Origin of the sequence: Cellulomonas fimi, from assembly GCF_012952065.1 — a bacterium.
GTDB classification, from domain to species: domain Bacteria; phylum Actinomycetota; class Actinomycetes; order Actinomycetales; family Cellulomonadaceae; genus Pengzhenrongella; species Pengzhenrongella fimi_A.
The window spans coordinates 121,382-136,772 of sequence record NZ_JABCJJ010000007.1 but is presented as its reverse complement, the minus strand read 5'-3'; the positions used below and the strand labels follow the sequence as shown (position 1 = coordinate 136,772).

The window sequence follows — 15,391 nt, the reverse complement described above, 5'->3', positions numbered from 1 at the left end:
GAGACCGGTGGAACATTGTGCCAGAACGACTCGGGGGGTCGGATTCTTCCCCCGGAGCCGTCCCGGCGCACGGGTGCTTGTCGGCTCAGTCGTCCCGGTGGCTCAGTCGTCCCGGTGGCCGGGCGCGCTGGGCGTGGTCTTCTGGACCTGCAGCAGGAACTCGACGTTGCTGTGCGTCTCGCGCAGCTTGCCGAGCAGCAGCTCGATCGCCTGCTGCTGGTCGAGCGCGCTCATCACGCGGCGCAGCTTCCAGTTGATCTTGAGCTCGTCGGCCGGCACGAGGATCTCCTCACGCCGGGTGCCCGACGCGTCGACGTCGACCGCGGGGAAGATCCGCTTGTCCGCGAGCTGCCGGGAGAGCTTGAGCTCCATGTTCCCGGTGCCCTTGAACTCCTCGAAGATGACCTCGTCGGCCTTCGACCCGGTCTCCACGAGCGCCGTCGCGAGGATGGTCAGCGAGCCGCCGTGCTCGATGTTGCGCGCGGCCCCGAAGAACCGCTTCGGCGGGTAGAGCGCGCTCGAGTCGACGCCACCGGACAGGATCCGGCCCGAGGCCGGCGCCGCGATGTTGTACGCGCGACCCAGGCGAGTGATCGAGTCGAGCAGCACGACGACGTCCTGGCCCAGCTCGACCAGGCGCTTGGCGCGCTCGATCGCGAGCTCGGCGACCGTCGTGTGGTCGTCGGCCGGCCGGTCGAAGGTCGAGGCGATGACCTCGCCCTTGACCGTGCGCTGCATGTCCGTGACCTCCTCGGGCCGCTCGTCGACGAGCACGACCATGAGGTGGACCTCGGGGTTGTTCGTGGTGATCGCGTTGGCGATCGCCTGGAGCACGAGCGTCTTGCCCGCCTTGGGCGGCGAGACGATCAGACCGCGCTGACCCTTGCCGATCGGCGAGACGAGGTCGATGACCCGGGTCGTCAGGATGTTCGGCTCGGTCTCGAGGCGCAGGCGCTCCTGCGGGTACAGCGGCGTCAGCTTGCCGAACTCGGGGCGCTTGCGCGCGTCGTCGGGGCTCATGCCGTTGACCGTGTCGAGCCGGACGAGGGCGTTGAACTTGCTGTTCCGGCCCTGGTTCGGGGTGGGCGTCTCGCCCTCGCGCGGCTGACGGACCGCACCGGTGACCGCGTCGCCCTTGCGCAGGCCGGCCTTCTTGACCTGGCCCATCGCGACGTAGACGTCGTTGTCGCCCGGCAGGTAGCCGCTGGTGCGGACGAACGCGTAGTTGTCCTTGATGTCGAGGATGCCGGCGACAGGCAGGAGGACGTCGTCGTCGTGGACCTCGACCTCCTCGTAGGCCCCGAGCTCGCCGCCGCCCTGGCGTCCGCCGCGCGTGCGCTTGTTGCGGTCGCGGTCGCGGAACCGGTCGCGGCTGCGGCGACGCCGGCCGCCACGCTCGTCGTCCTCGTCCTGGCCCTGCGGCTGGCGGTTCTGCCGCTGCTGGTTGCCCTGCTGGTTGCCCTGCTGGTTCCCGTGCTGCTGCTGGCTCTGGTTGCTCTGGCCCTGCGGGTGGGGCTGGCGCTGCGCGCCCTCGTCCGAGCCCTCGACCGACGCCTGCTCGCCCGGCGTCTGGTCGTCCTGAGGCGCACCGGCGTTGCGGCCGGAGCGCCGCGATCCGCGCTCGCGCTCCACGGCGACGGAGCCGACGGCCTCGGCCGCGCGCGCGGCGCGGTCGTCGCGGGACTCGGCGAGCGCCTGGCGGACGTCGAGGTCGGGTGCAGGGCGGTCGTCGGTCGTGGCACTCGTGGCGGGGGCGGCGCTGCGCGACGCACGGCGGCTCCGCTGCGGCCGCTCCCCCGCGGACCCGAGCGGCAGCGTGTCGGCGACAGCCGACCCGGCCGGTGCCTCGGCGCTCGGCGCCGCGGGTGCCGCGGCGGTCGTCGCGGCGGGAGCGCTCTGGCGGGACTCGGGCGCAACGCTGCGCGCGCCGCCCCGGCGCTCCCTGATCGCGTCCAGGAGATCGCTCTTGCGCATCTTGGACGTACCCGTCACGCCGAGCTGCGCGGCGAGCGCCTGCAGCTCCGGCAGGCGCATCGCGGAGATCGCGGCGCTCCGGGTGGTGCCGCCTGCAGCGCCTGGGGCGCTGCTCACGGCGGCATCGATGGTGTCAGTCACGAAGGATCCTTCCCCCTCGTCGGCGGCCGGCACGAAGAATGGGCGGGCCGCGGTCGACGTCCGGCACCAGACGGCCGGATCGTTGCTCGAGCGTCAGGTCCGGCGTACGACGACGTCGGTGGCACCTGGGCTGGAGATACCCCCTGACCGACCGGCGCGCACGTGCGCATCTCGGGATCAGGTTCAGGGAGCACGTTCATGCTAACACCGTGACGTCGGTCGACCGACGCACCGGGCGTCTTCCCCCCGACGAGCGGCGTTTTCACCCGGACGCGCGAGCACGGGCCGTACGCTCGCGCAGGTCGGCAGCGATCCGCCGGTCAGCGTCCGACGCGCGCGACGTGCGCCCCTCCGCCGTCGACCCCCGGCGACACGACCTGCCAGTCGCCGCACGCCTCGGCGAGGACGTCGCTGATCACGTCGTCCGCGTCGGTGCCGGCTCCGGCCGCCGCTGCGCGCGCCAGCACGAGCACCGTGGGACCGGCGCCCGAGACCACCGCCGCGACGCCTCGCTCGCGGAGCGCACCGACCAGCCCGAGCGTCTGCGCCATGACCGCGGCACGGTACTGCTGGTGCAGCATGTCCTCGGTGGCGGGGAGCAGCAGGTCCGGCCGTCGCGTGAGCGCCTCGACGAGCAGAGCCGCGCGCCCGGCCTGGAACGCCGCGTCGCCGTGGGGCACCCGGGTGGGCAGCACGCTGCGCGCGTGCGAGGTCGCGAGCCGGTCGGGCGGCACGAGCAGGACGGGCGTGAGCACGTCGGCGGGCTCGAGCCGGACGGCGTGCGGCCCGTCGACGTCGCACCACGCCACGGTCGCGCCGCCGAGCAGGGCCGGCGCGGCGTTGTCCGGGTGCCCCTCGAGCTCGTTCGCCAGGCGCAGCGCGACCGCGTCGTCGAGCGCCTCGGGGTCGGCGATGAGGCCGCGCGCGGCGAGGATCCCGGCGACCGCGGCGGCCGCCGACGACCCGAGGCCACGGCCGTGCGGGATCCGGTTGGTGCACGTGAGGTGCACGCCGGTCTGCGGCGCACCCACGTGGTCGAGGGCCAGCCGCAGCGCACGCACGACGAGGTGCGTGTCGTCGTCGGGCACCTCGCGCGCGCCCTCGCCCGTCACCTCGACGACGACGTCGGGTGAGCCCAGCGCACGGACCTCGAGCTCGTCGTGGATCCCGAGCGCGAGCCCGAGCGAGTCGAACCCCGGGCCGAGGTTGGCTGCCGTGGCGGGCACGACCACGCGCACGTGGTCCGAGCCGAGCCTCATGACGGGACCGAGCGCATCGGGCCGCCTGAGCCGAGCTCGAGCGCGTCGGCGATCGACACGATGTCGGCGCTCACGCGGACCGGGACCACCTCGCTGCCGTCGGCGGTGCGCAGCGCCCACTGCGGGTCCTTGAGGCCGTGGCCGGTCACGGTCACGACGATCCGTGCGCCCGCGGGCACCCGACCCTGCTCGGCGAGGGCGAGGATGCCGGCGACGCCGGCCGCCGAGGCAGGCTCGACGAACACGCCGACCTGGCTCGACAGGATCCGGTGCGCGGCGAGGATCTGCTCGTCGGTGACGGCCTCGATCAGCCCGCCCGAGGTGTCCCGCGCGTCCTCCGCCTGCGTCCACGACGCCGGGTTCCCTATCCGGATGGCGGTCGCGATCGTCTCGGGGTGGGTGATCGGGTGGCCCGCCACGATCGGCGCCGAGCCCACGGCCTGGAAGCCCCACATCCGCGGTCGGCGCGTCGCGACGCCCGCCTCGGCGTACTCGGCGTAGCCCTTCCAGTAGGCCGTGATGTTGCCCGCGTTGCCGACGGGCAGGGCGTGGATGTCCGGCGCGTCACCGAGCGCGTCCACGACCTCGAACGCACCCGTCTTCTGGCCCTCGATCCGGTCGGGGTTGACCGAGTTGACCAGCTCGACCGGGTAGGCCTCGGCGAGCTTGCGGGCCGCGACGAGGCAGTCGTCGAAGTTGCCGTCGACCTGCAGGAGCCGGGCGCCGTGGGCGATGGCCTGGCTCAGCTTGCCCATCGCGATCTTGCCGTCGGGCACGAGCACCGCGCAGGTCATCCCCGCCGCGGTCGCGTAGGCGGCGGCGGACGCCGAGGTGTTGCCCGTCGACGCGCACACCACGACCTTCGCGCCCCGCGCCGCCGCGGCCGAGATCGCCGTCGTCATGCCCCGGTCCTTGAACGACCCCGTCGGGTTCATCCCCTCGACCTTGAGGTGCACGTCCGCCCCGGTCAGGAGCGAGAGCGCCGGTGCGGGCACGAGCGGCGTGCCGCCCTCCCCCAGCGTGACGACGCGCTCCTGGACGTGCGCGGGCAGCCGGTCGGCGTACTCGGCGATGATCCCGCGCCACTGGTGCGCCATCAGGCTCCTTCGACTCGCAGGACGGAGACGACCCGGGTCACGGAGTCGAGCTCGGCGAGCGCGGCGACGGTCGCGGCGAGCGCCGCGTCGGTGGCCTCGTGGGTCGTGATGACCAGGTGCGCCAGCGCGAGCGGGTCGGTGCCCGACGCCGGGGCGACGGCTCGCGACGCCGCCCCGCCCGAGGCGGTGGGCGCCTGCCGCACCGCCTCGATCGACACCTCGTGCTCGGCGAGGGCATGGGCGACCTGCGCGAGCACGCCCGGGCGGTCGGCCACGTCGAGCCGGACCTGGTAGCGGGTCAGCGCGGCGGACGCGGGCAACAGCGGCAGGTCGGCGTAGCTGGACTCGACCGGGCCCCGTCCGCCGAGCACGCGGTGCCGCGCGGCGGAGACGAGGTCGCCGAGCACGGCGGAGGCCGTCGGCGCGCCACCCGCACCGCGACCGTAGAACATCAGCTCTCCTGCGGCCTCCGCCTCGACGAACACGGCGTTGAAGGCGCCGTGCACGCCCGCGAGCGGATGGCTCGTCGGCACGAGCGCGGGGTGCACCCGCACGGAGACGCCCGCGTCGGTCGACTCGGCGATGGCGAGCAGCTTGACGACGTGACCCGTGCGCGCGGCCCACGCGACGTCGTCGGCCGTCACCGCGGTGATGCCCTCGCGGTGCACCTGCTCGAGCGGCACCCGGGTGTGGAACGCGAGCGAGGCGAGGATCGCCGCCTTCGCCGCGGCGTCGAAGCCCTCGACGTCGGCGGTCGGGTCGGCCTCCGCGTAGCCGAGCGCCTGCGCCTGCTTGACCGCCTGGTCGAGGTCGAGGCCCTCGGTGGCCATCTGGTCGAGCACGTAGTTCGTCGTGCCGTTGACGACGCCGAGGACGCGCCGGATCCGGTCACCCGCGAGCGACTCGCGGACCGGGCGGACCAGCGGGATCGCGCCCGCGACTGCCGCCTCGAAGTAGAGGTCGACCCCCGCGTCGTCGGCCGCGGCGTAGAGCGTCGGGCCGTCCTCCGCGAGCAGCGCCTTGTTGGCGGTCACGACCGACGCGCCGGCCGCGATGGCGCGCAGGAGCAGCGAGCGGGCCGGCTCGATGCCGCCCATGACCTCGACGACGAGGTCGGCGCGCTCCACGAGACCCTCGGCATCGGTCGTCAGCAGCGCGGGGTCGACGCCGTCGCGCGGCACCGACACGTCCCGCACCGCGACGCCGACGAGCTCGAGCGCGGCGCCGGCGCGCGCCGCGAGGTCGTCGCGCTGCGAGGTGAGCAGCCGTGCGACCTGGCTCCCGACGACCCCGGCACCCAGCAGCGCGACGCGCAGCGCCGGATCCGCCGCACCCTGCTGGGCGCTCCGCCGTGCACGTTCCCGAGCCTCCACCGCGCCGCCCACCTCTCGTCGTCGTCCACCCGGCCGCCGCCCCGCGCCAGGGCGCAGCCGCACCAGGCGGCGCGCCGCTCTGCCTCGTCCGGGGGGTCGATCCTCGCCGCCCGGGTCGACCCGCGGACGGCCGTCTCAGGATACGGGTCCGGATCCACGGCTTCGTCTGCGTGGTCTGGTCGGGATCCCGTCAGCCCTGGTCGAGCGCGAAGAGGTCGTCCTCCGTCTCGCGACGCACCAGGACGCGGACCTCGCCGTCGCGCACCGCCAGCACGGGCGGGCGCGGCACGTGGTTGTAGTTGGACGCCATCGAGCGTCCGTACGCGCCCGTCGCCGGGACCGCGAGCAGGTCGCCGCGCCCGATGTCGGCCGGCAGCTCGACGTCGTGCACCACGATGTCGCCGCTCTCGCAGTGCTTGCCGACGACGCGCGCCCGCACCGTCTCGGCCGCCCCGACGCGCGACGCGACCACCGCGGTGTACCGCGCGTCGTAGAGCGCGGGCCGCAGGTTGTCGCTCATCCCGCCGTCGACCGACACGTAGGTGCGCGTGAAGGCGGGCGGCCCGTCCACCGTGACGGGCTTGACGGTGCCGACCTCGTACAGCGTGAAGGTGGTCGGGCCGACGACGGCGCGGCCGGGCTCGATCGAGATGCGCGGCACGGGCGTCCCGAGGGCCGCGCACACGTCGCCCACGGCTGTCGCGAGGTCCTTGGCGACGCGAGCCGGCTCGATCGGGACCTCGCCGGGCAGGTACGCGATGCCGTAGCCGCCGCCCAGGTCGACCTCGGGCAGCAGGTGCCCGGTCCGGGCCGCGAGCTCGGCGCGCAGCTCGAGCAGCGTGCGCGCCGCCTCGGTGAACCCGGCCGGGTCGAGGATCTGCGACCCGATGTGCGAGTGGACGCCGAGCAGCTCGAGCTCGGGCCGGGCGAGCACGGCCCGCAGCGCCGCCGCCGCCTGCCCGCCCGCGATCGAGAGCCCGAACTTCTGGTCCTCGTGCGCGGTCGAGATGTACTCGTGACCGCCCGCGTGGATGCCGGTCGTGACGCGGACCATCACCGGTGCGCGGCGGCCGTCCGCGCGCTCACGCACCGCCGCCGCGATCCGGTCGATCTCGGTCATCGAGTCCACGATGATCCGCCCGACGCCCGCGTCGAGCGCGCGTCGGAGCTCGGCGTCGGACTTGTTGTTGCCGTGCAGGCCGATGGCGGCTCCCGGGACGCCGGCTCGCAGCGCGACGGCGAGCTCGCCCCCGGTCGAGGTGTCGACGCGGAGCCCCTCCTCGTGCGCCCACCGCGCGACCGCGACCGAGAGGAACGCCTTGCCGGCGTAGTACACGTCGACCTCGGTCCCGACGTGGGCGAACGCGTCGGTGAACGCCTCGCGGAAGGCCCGGGCACGCGCGCGGAAGTCGGCCTCGTCGAGCACGTACGCGGGCGTGCCGTGCGTCGCCGCGATCTCCCGCACGTCGACGCCCGCGACGACGAGCGCGCCGTCGTCCCCGCGCCGCACCCCCGAGGCCCACACGGCCGGGTCGAGATCCGTCACCTGCGCGCCGGTCACATGCGCTCCGGCGCGCTCACGCCCAGCAGGCCCAGGCCGTTGGCGAGCACCTGGCGGGTGGCGTCGTTGAGCCACAGGCGCGTGCGGTGCACATCGGTGACCTCCTCGTCGCCGAAGGGCGCGACCCGGCGCTGGTCGTACCACTTGTGGTACGACCCGGCGAGCTCCTCGAGGTAGCGGGCGACGCGGTGCGGCTCGCGGAGCTCGGCGGCCTGGGCCACGACGCGCGGGAACTCGCTCAGCGACCCGAGCAGCGCGGCCTCGGCCGGGTGGTCGAGCAGGGCGGCGTCGAAGCCGTCCGCGCGCCGGACGCCCGCGTCGGCCGCGTTGCGGGCGACGTTCGCCGTGCGCGCGTGGGCGTACTGCACGTAGAAGACCGGGTTCTCGTTCGTGGCGCGCGTGAGCAGGTCGAGGTCGATGTCGAGCGAGGAGTTCGCGGACGAGCGCGCCAGCGCGTAGCGCGCGGCGTCGACCCCGACGGCGTCGACCAGGTCGTCGATCGTCACGACGGTCCCGGCGCGCTTGGACATCCGGACCGGCTCGCCGTCCTTGAGGAGGTTGACCATCTGCCCGATGAGGATCTCGAGGTTGACGCCCGGCACGTCACCGAACGCCGCGCACATCGCCATCATGCGGCCGATGTACCCGTGGTGGTCGGCGCCCAGCATGATGATCACGCGGTCGAACCCGCGCTCGCGCTTGTCGAGGTAGTAGGCGAGGTCGCCGGCGATGTAGGCCGGGTCGCCGTCGGCCTTGATGACGACCCGGTCCTTGTCGTCGCCGAAGTCGGTGGTCCGCAGCCACGTCGCGCCGTCGGCCTCGTAGACCCGGCCGAGCTCGCGCAGCCGCGCGACGGCGTGGTCGACCGCGCCCGACTCGTGCAGCGAGTTCTCGTGGAAGTACACGTCGAAGTCGACGCCGAACTCGTGCAGCGACTTCTTGATCTCCGCGAACATCAGCTCGACGCCCGCGGCCCGGAACGCCTCCTGCGCCTCGTCGTCGGGCAGGGTCCGCGGGTCCGTGGTCGCCTGGGCGACGACCTGGTCGGCGATCTCGGAGATGTAGGCGCCGCCGTAGCCGTCCTCGGGCGCCTCCTGACCGCGGGCGGCGGCGAGCAGCGAGCGCGCGAAGCGGTCGATCTGCCCGCCGTGGTCGTTGAAGTAGTACTCGCGGGCGACCGTGGCGCCCGCCGCCTGCATGATCCGCGCCAACGAGTCGCCGACGGCGGCCCACCGCACCCCGCCGATGTGGATCGGCCCCGTCGGGTTCGCCGAGACGAACTCGAGGTTGACGTTCTGCCCGGCCATCGCCGCGCCGTCGCCGAAGTCCCCCCCACGTTCCACGATCGTGCGCGCGAGCTCGCCCGCCGACGCCGCCTCGAGGGTGATGTTGAGGAAGCCCGGACCCGCGACGTCGACGGCCGCGACGCCCGGGACCGCGCCCAGGCGCCGCGCGAGCTCCTCCGCGAACGCGCGCGGCGCCATGCCGGCCTTCTTCCCCAGCTGCATCGCGACGTTGGTCGCCCAGTCCCCGTGCTCGCGCTGACGCGGGCGCTCGACGTGGACCGCGGCCGGGATGTCGCCCGCGGCGAGCACGAAGGTGCCGTCCGCGACCGCGTCGGTCAGGGCTGCGTGGAGGGCGTCGGAGAGATCGGCAGGGGTCACCCAGGAAGGGTACCGAGTGCCCCTGGGCGCTTCGGTCAGTGCGGTCGCGCACCCCATGTGTCCTCGAGCATCACGGGACGGCACGCCACTACCCCGGCGAGGACGAGCACCACGACGGTGCCGAGCAGGAACGCGTACACGGCCGTCCACGTGCCCGTCGAGGCGTACAGCACACCCACCAGCAGCGGTCCGCCGGCGGCGAGCGCGTAGCCCACCCCCTGGACGAACCCCGAGAGCGACACCGCCCCCGCGGACGTGCGCGTACGAAGGTTCAGCAGCGCCAGCACGAGCGGGAACGCGCTCGGGCCGACGCCGAGGAAGACGATCCACACCGCGGTGCCGTCGAGCGGCGCGAGCATGAGCCCGACGTACCCGACGACGAAGCAGACCGCGAAGCCCAGGACGAGCGGCAACGGGTTGCGCATGCGCGCGGCGAGCGGCGGCACGACGAACGAGCCCGGCAGGGCGAGGATCCCGTAGAGCGCGAGCCAGAGGCCGGCGGCCTCGGCGCTCATCCCGGAGCCCGTGAGGATCACCGGGAGCCACCCGAACACGACGTAGCTGTTGAGCGAGTTCATGGCGAACATCACGGCGAGCCCCCACGCCAGCGGGCTTCGCCAGACCCGGCCCTGCGCGCGGTGCCGGCCCGCGAGCGCCGAGGTCTGCGTCGGCGCGCGTCGCAGCACCGCCGCGAGCTCGGAGCGCACCACGGCGGACCGGATGATGACCACGGCCCAGGGCACGACGGCGAGGAGGCCGATCACGGCCCACGACGCGAGGGTGAGCCGCCAGCCCACCTGGCGGGCGATGGGCACCGAGAGGAGGGCGGGCAGCGTGGTGCTGAAGGCCATCGCCATCGAGTACACGGCGGTGACGGGCCCGATCCGGTCGGGGAAGTACCGCTTGACCAGCGGGGGCAGCAGCACGTTGCCCATGCCCATCCCGGCGAGGGCGATCATGGTCCATCCGAGGAAGCCGGCGGGGGTGTCGGTCACCGACCGCACGATCTCCCCGACCGCCGAGAGCACCATGGCCGCCATGAGGGTCGGCTCGAGCCCGAACCGGCGCGCCAGGAGCGGCGCGAGCGAGCCGAACACGGCGAAGGACAGGACCGGGATCGTCGCGAGCAGCCCGACGAGCGTGTCCGTGAGGGCGACGTCCACCCGGACGGCGTCGAGGATCGGCGAGACCGCGGCGACCGCGATGCGCAGGTTGAGGCCCACGAGCACGATCCCCGCGAGCACGATCCACCGGCCGCGCCACGGGCGGCGCGGGGCAAGGGCGGTCATCGCTCCTACTTCTGCTCGGGACTGGCGGACGGCGATGGCCGGCGTGTTGACTGCACGGCACCGTCCCCACGAGGAGAATACCTGGGATGACTCGCCGCACCGGTCTCATCGACAGGGCCGTCGCTCGGCTGCGTGCTCTCGTCAGCGACGGCACGTGGCCCTTGGGGACCCGGATCCCGGCCGAGCCGGCGCTGACCCAGCTGCTCGGCGTCGGGCGCAACACCGCCCGGGAAGCCGTGCAGTCGCTCGTCCACGCCGGTCTCCTCGAGCGCCGGCAGGGCTCGGGGACGTACGTCGTCGGCCGCTCCGAGCTCGGCGTGACGATGGGGCGCGAGATCGCCGACGCGCGGCAGCGCGACGTCCTGGAGGTACGGCGCTCGCTCGAGGTCGAGGCAGCCCGGCTCGCCGCGCGGCGTCGTACCCCCGCCGACCTCGCCGAGCTGCACGAGCACCGCACGGCGCGCGAGAAGGCGTACCGGGAGGGTGACCTCGACGCGATGGTCTCGACGGACCTCGCGCTGCACCGGGCGATCGCTCGCGCCGCCGGGAACCCCGTCCTCCTGTCGCTCTACGAGAACCTCGTCGGGGCCATCAGCGAGAACATCCGGTTCAACTTCGAGCGGCCGGTGTCCGGCCACGACAGCCACGACGGGCTCGTCGAGGCCATCGAAGCCGGTGACGCCGAGCGGGCGGCGCGCGAGATCACGCACTACCTGTCGGAGCACCTCGGCGACGCGTGATCGGTGCGGCCGTCGCACGGGACGTGTGCCGGCTCTCCGGCGTGCGGTAGTGTCGTTGCCCGTGCCGACACCGGCACAGGCCCGCGTAGCTCAGTGGATAGAGCGTCCGCCTCCGGAGCGGAAGGTCGAAGGTTCGAGTCCTTTCGCGGGCACCCCTCCAACTGCAGCTTCATCAACTGACCTGCAGCGATGAACGCCCGCCAGGGAGCCGCCACGTCCGTCCACGTGGCCTCGCCCCCCGAGTTCCACGCCGTCACCGGTCGGTCCTTCGCGGCCGGCACGCCCACGAAGTCCTCGCAGAAGAGCGACGACCGCCTCACCACCGCGCGACTCTGGCAGGTCAGGGCCGATCCGGCGTGACGCGCACTGCCTGAAGCTGCCCTGACCGGGCAAGCAACCGGCCCCTCAGTAGTGGATCCGTGCCGTGTTCGCTGCCCACGCCTCGAACGGCGCCCCCGGGTTCTCGACCTCGACCTGGACGACCTGCATGAGCCCCTCGGGCGCCGTGCCCGCGAGGTACTCGTAGAACAGCACGTCGTCGAACCCGGCGGCGAGCGCAGCGTGCCGGTCGGCCGCGAAGCGGACCGCGTCGACGCGTGCCCAGAGCGCCGCCGCGAGGCACATGGGGCAGGGCTCACAGCTGCTGTAGAGCGTGCAGCCCGCGAGGTCGAACGTGTCGAGCGCGGCGCACGCCGTACGGATCGCGACGACCTCGGCGTGCGCAGTCGGGTCCTTGGCCGACGTCACCCGGTTGGCGCCCTCGAAGACCCGGCCGTCGGGTGCCACGACCACCGCGCCGAAGGGGCCGCCCGATCCCGCCGCGTTGCGGACGGCGACGTCGATCGCCTGCTCGAGGTAGCGCTCCGGTGCGTGGTCCATCGGCCGAGGGTAGTGGGCTGCGGTCCGGAGCGGGAGGGTGATCCGCGGCCCAGCGCGCTGAGCGGATCACCCTCGTCCGGCTGCCGCTCGCCCGACGCCGACGCACGTCACCGGGCACAATGGACGCACCCCCACGTGAGGAGCACCATGCGCACCGACCGGATCCCTGCGGCCGCCGCGGCCGCCGGCACCGCTCTCGTGCTCGCGCTCGCCGGCTGCTCGACCGACGTCGACTCGCCCGAGCTCGAGCAGCTCGGGGAGTCGATCTCGAGCGCGGTCGAGAGCGCACAGGCGAGCGTCGACGACGCTCGCGGCGCGATCGACGAGGCGCGGGCCCGGCTCGAGGGGGTCGCGCCCGAGGCGCGCGCCGGCATCGAGGACGCCATCGCCTCCTCGACGACCGCGATCGACGACGCGCAGGCGGCGCTCGACGCGGCCGACGCCTCGAGCGCAGTCGCCGAGGCCGAGGCGGGGCTCGCCGACGCGCGCGCGAAGCTCGACGCCGCGGCGGCGAACGTCGACGGCGTGACGAGGTCGGCGCTCGAGGCGCTGTCCGCGAAGATCGACGAGCTCAGCCAGCGGCTCGAGGCGACGGCGAGCTAACGGCTGCGCGGCGGCGCGGCGGCGCGGCTGCGCGGCGGCGCGGCTGCGCGGCGGCGCTCGAGCAGCCGTGCCGCCGAGTGGGTGACCCGGGCGCGGATCTCACCCGCGAACCCTTGTCATGGTCGCCTCCCGTGCCGATCTCCCAGGCATGACGACGCAGACCACGCGGCACCACCAGCGACGGGCCCACAGCCCCGCCTGGTGGACCGTCGCCGCCTGGTCGTCGCTCGGCCTGCTGGTCCTCGGCGGGCTCGCGGGCGCCCTCGGGATGGGCTGAGCGCGCTCCCGTACCCTCGCGGGATGACGCAGCCGCATGGGCGATGGTCCGAGGTCGCCCGCGCGGTCGGCCTGCTGGGCCCCGACGGGACCGCGCGTCCCACGATCTTCGCGGAGATGTCCGCCCTCGCCGCGCGCACCGGCGCCGTCAACCTCGGGCAGGGGTTCCCGGACGTCGACGGTCCGGCGAGCGTCGTCGAGGCCGCCGTCGCGGCGATGCGTTCGGGTCGCAACCAGTACCCGCCCGGCGCCGGGACGCCCGAGCTGCGCCGCGCCGTCGTCGACCACCAGCGACGGCACTACGGCCTCGACGTCGACCCGGACCGCGAGGTGCTGGTCACGACGGGCGCCACCGAGGCCCTCGCCGCGACCGTGCTCGCGCTCGCCGGACCGGGCGAGGAGGTGCTGACGCTCGAGCCCTTCTACGACTCGTACGCGGCCGTGATCGCGCTCGCCGGCGCGACGCACACCACGGCACCGCTCGTCCGGGTGCCCGCCAGGGGGTCGGCCCCCGCCTTTCGGCTCGACGAGGCAGCGCTCCGCGCGGCGTTCAGCCCCCGGACCCGGCTCGTCCTCCTCAACACGCCGCACAACCCGACGGGCGCGGTGCTGAGCCGCACCGAGCTCGGCCTCGTCGCCCGGCTCGCGCGAGAGCACGACGCGCTGGTCGTGACCGACGAGGTGTACGAGCACCTGGTGTTCGACGGCGCCGAGCACGTCCCGGTCGCGACGCTGCCGGGCATGGCGGACCGGACCCTCACGATCTCGTCGGCCGGCAAGACGTTCTCGTTCACCGGCTGGAAGATCGGCTGGCTCACGGGTCCCGCGCCGCTGGTCGACGCCGTGCGCGCCGTCAAGCAGTTCCTCACCTACGTGTCGGGCGCACCGTTCCAGCCGGCGATCGCGCACGCCCTCACCGACGACGCCGTGGCCGCGTGGGTCCGCGACCTCGCCACGTCGCTCGCCGCCCGCCGGGACCTCCTCTGCGACGGGCTCGAGGCGGCCGGGTTCACCGTCACGCGGCCGGCGGGAACCTACTTCGTCGTGGCCGACGGCGCGCCGCTCGGCTTCGAGGACGGCGCCGACCTGTGCCGGCGGCTGCCCGAGCTCGCCGGTGTGGTCGGCGTGCCGGTGCGCGCGTTCACCCGGCCCGGCTCGGCCGCCGACGACGCGCTGGCGTCCGCGGTCCGGTTCACCTTCGTCAAGCGCGAGGACGTGCTGCACGACGCGGTCGACCGGCTGGCGCGACTGGCCTCCTGACCGCCGTCAGAGCAGGGGCCAACCGTCCCGGCGGTAGGCGGGCGTGGCGAGCGCGAGCACGAGCAGGGCGACCGCAGCGCTGCCCACCATCACGACCGCCATCGCCGGGGCGTCGCCCCCGAGGACGCCCACGAGCGGGCTGACGGTCCCGGCGATCCCGGTCTGCAGCGCGCCGATGAACGCGGCGGCCGTGCCGGCCATCTCCCCGTGCCTGCTCAGGGCGATCGCGGAGGCGTTGGGCGGCAGGAACTGGAGCAGGCCGAGGAGCACCCAGAGCACCGCGAGCAGCCCGAGGAGGCCGCCGGCCTCGGTCAGCGCGACCGCGAGCAGCACGCCCGCGCACCCGAGCGCCAGCGGCAGCGCGACCCGCAGGATGCGGATGGGGGCGACCCGCCGGACGAGGGCCGCGTTGATCTGCGCCGCGCCCACGAGGGCGACGCCGTTGACCGCGAAGACCAGGGCGAACTGGTTCGCCGACAGCCCGTAGCCCTCGCGGAGCACGAAGGGCGACCCCACCACATAGCTCATCAGGACCGACATCGAGAGCCCGGGCAGGACCGCGACGGCGACGAAGTGCCGGTCCCGCAGCAAGGTTGCGTACCCCCGCAGCGCCGGCCGCATGCCCCGTTCGCGGCGCCGTTCGGGTGGCAGCGTCTCCGGAAGACGGCGGTACACCACGAGCCAGAGCGCGACACCGAACGCGGCGAGCGCCAGGAAGACCGCACGCCATCCGGCCACGCTGGCGATGAGCCCGCCCACCGTCGGGGCGAGCAGCGGCGCGATGCCGATGACCAGCATGAGCCGTGAGAGCAGGCTCGAGGCGTCGGCGCCGCTGAACAGGTCCCGGATCACGGCGAGGGCGACGACGGTGGCCGCCGCGTTGAAGAACCCCTGCACGACGCGCAGCGCGATCAGCACCTCGATCCCCGGCGTGAACGCGCAGAGCACCGAGATGACGACGTGGACGCCGACTCCGATGAGCACCGGCCTCCGCCGCCCGAGCCAGTCCGAGAGCGGTCCCACGACGAGCATCCCGACGCCGGACCCGACCAGCACGCCGGTCATGGTGAGCTGCACGGCCGTCGTGGTGGCGCCGAGGTCCCGGCCGACCTCGGGCAGCGACGGCAGGTAGATGTCGCTCGTCACGGCGGGCAGCGCGGCCATGAGCCCGAGCAGCAGCACGTGCTTCGCCTGGGGTCGACGGAAAGGTGGGGAGTGGTCGCCGCCGGTCGTCATCACGCAGATCCTCCCACCACCGGACGCGCTGCGCGTCGC

14 protein-coding genes and 1 tRNA gene are annotated in these 15,391 nt (G+C 74.2%); 6 read left to right on the top strand and 9 right to left on the bottom strand.

From position 1 onward, the window contains the following. Positions 1-102: 102 nt before the first annotated feature. The 7 genes from rho to HIR71_RS06825 form a co-directional block, all read right to left on the bottom strand. A complete protein-coding gene (rho, locus tag HIR71_RS06855) occupies positions 103-2,115 on the bottom strand; it encodes a transcription termination factor Rho (protein ID WP_169324307.1) in 2,013 nt (670 codons plus the stop codon). A gap of 320 nt (positions 2,116-2,435) precedes the next feature. Then, positions 2,436-3,374 (bottom strand): homoserine kinase, encoded by a 939-nt coding sequence (gene thrB, locus HIR71_RS06850; RefSeq protein ID WP_169324306.1) that lies wholly within the window; start codon positions 3,372-3,374, stop codon positions 2,436-2,438. After that, positions 3,371-4,471, bottom strand: coding sequence for a threonine synthase (gene thrC / locus HIR71_RS06845; protein WP_169324305.1), 1,101 nt, complete (start codon positions 4,469-4,471; stop codon positions 3,371-3,373). The genes thrB and thrC overlap by 4 nt, the downstream gene beginning before the upstream one ends. Further along, on the bottom strand, positions 4,471-5,844 hold the full coding sequence (locus tag HIR71_RS06840; protein WP_169324304.1) for a homoserine dehydrogenase: 1,374 nt from the start codon (positions 5,842-5,844) through the stop codon (positions 4,471-4,473). The genes thrC and HIR71_RS06840 overlap by 1 nt, the downstream gene beginning before the upstream one ends. Positions 5,845-6,034: 190 nt before the next feature. Beyond that, positions 6,035-7,405 (bottom strand): diaminopimelate decarboxylase, encoded by a 1,371-nt coding sequence (gene lysA, locus HIR71_RS06835; protein ID WP_169324303.1) that lies wholly within the window; start codon positions 7,403-7,405, stop codon positions 6,035-6,037. Beyond that, complete coding sequence (gene argS, locus HIR71_RS06830; protein WP_169324302.1) at positions 7,402-9,069, bottom strand: arginine--tRNA ligase; 1,668 nt, start codon at positions 9,067-9,069, stop codon at positions 7,402-7,404. The genes lysA and argS overlap by 4 nt, the downstream gene beginning before the upstream one ends. A gap of 35 nt (positions 9,070-9,104) precedes the next feature. Continuing rightward, a complete protein-coding gene (locus HIR71_RS06825; protein ID WP_169324301.1) occupies positions 9,105-10,358 on the bottom strand; it encodes a CynX/NimT family MFS transporter in 1,254 nt (417 codons plus the stop codon). Between the two features lie 86 nt (positions 10,359-10,444). Here HIR71_RS06825 and HIR71_RS06820 point away from each other — a divergent pair, with 86 nt between their 5' ends. The 3 genes from HIR71_RS06820 to HIR71_RS06810 all read left to right on the top strand — a co-directional run bounded on the left by HIR71_RS06820 (position 10,445) and on the right by HIR71_RS06810 (position 11,458). After that, entirely contained in the window at positions 10,445-11,098 is a 654-nt protein-coding gene (locus HIR71_RS06820; RefSeq protein WP_169324300.1) for a FadR/GntR family transcriptional regulator, read from the top strand. 79 nt (positions 11,099-11,177) lie between these two features. Continuing rightward, positions 11,178-11,250: transfer RNA gene (locus HIR71_RS06815), tRNA-Arg, on the top strand. A 37-nt stretch (positions 11,251-11,287) separates the two neighbouring features. Beyond that, positions 11,288-11,458 carry a hypothetical protein gene (locus HIR71_RS06810; RefSeq protein ID WP_169324299.1) on the top strand — a complete coding sequence of 57 codons (171 nt, stop codon included), beginning with the start codon at positions 11,288-11,290 and terminating at the stop codon, positions 11,456-11,458. A gap of 45 nt (positions 11,459-11,503) precedes the next feature. Here the strand turns inward: HIR71_RS06810 and HIR71_RS06805 are convergent, their stop codons facing one another. Beyond that, positions 11,504-11,977 carry a nucleoside deaminase gene (locus HIR71_RS06805; RefSeq protein ID WP_169324298.1) on the bottom strand — a complete coding sequence of 158 codons (474 nt, stop codon included), beginning with the start codon at positions 11,975-11,977 and terminating at the stop codon, positions 11,504-11,506. Positions 11,978-12,124: 147 nt separating this feature from the next. Between HIR71_RS06805 and HIR71_RS06800 the strand changes: the two genes are divergently transcribed. The 3 genes from HIR71_RS06800 to HIR71_RS06790 all read left to right on the top strand — a co-directional run bounded on the left by HIR71_RS06800 (position 12,125) and on the right by HIR71_RS06790 (position 14,116). Beyond that, complete coding sequence (locus HIR71_RS06800) at positions 12,125-12,580, top strand: hypothetical protein (RefSeq protein ID WP_169324297.1); 456 nt, start codon at positions 12,125-12,127, stop codon at positions 12,578-12,580. 148 nt (positions 12,581-12,728) lie between these two features. Continuing rightward, positions 12,729-12,857 carry a molybdopterin oxidoreductase gene (locus HIR71_RS06795; protein ID WP_169324296.1) on the top strand — a complete coding sequence of 43 codons (129 nt, stop codon included), beginning with the start codon at positions 12,729-12,731 and terminating at the stop codon, positions 12,855-12,857. Positions 12,858-12,880: 23 nt separating this feature from the next. Next, positions 12,881-14,116 (top strand): pyridoxal phosphate-dependent aminotransferase, encoded by a 1,236-nt coding sequence (locus tag HIR71_RS06790; RefSeq protein ID WP_169324295.1) that lies wholly within the window; start codon positions 12,881-12,883, stop codon positions 14,114-14,116. Positions 14,117-14,122: 6 nt separating this feature from the next. On the opposite strand, the gene HIR71_RS06785 is transcribed toward HIR71_RS06790, so the two are convergent. Further along, positions 14,123-15,352 carry a multidrug effflux MFS transporter gene (locus HIR71_RS06785; RefSeq protein ID WP_169324294.1) on the bottom strand — a complete coding sequence of 410 codons (1,230 nt, stop codon included), beginning with the start codon at positions 15,350-15,352 and terminating at the stop codon, positions 14,123-14,125. Positions 15,353-15,391: the final 39 nt, after the last annotated feature.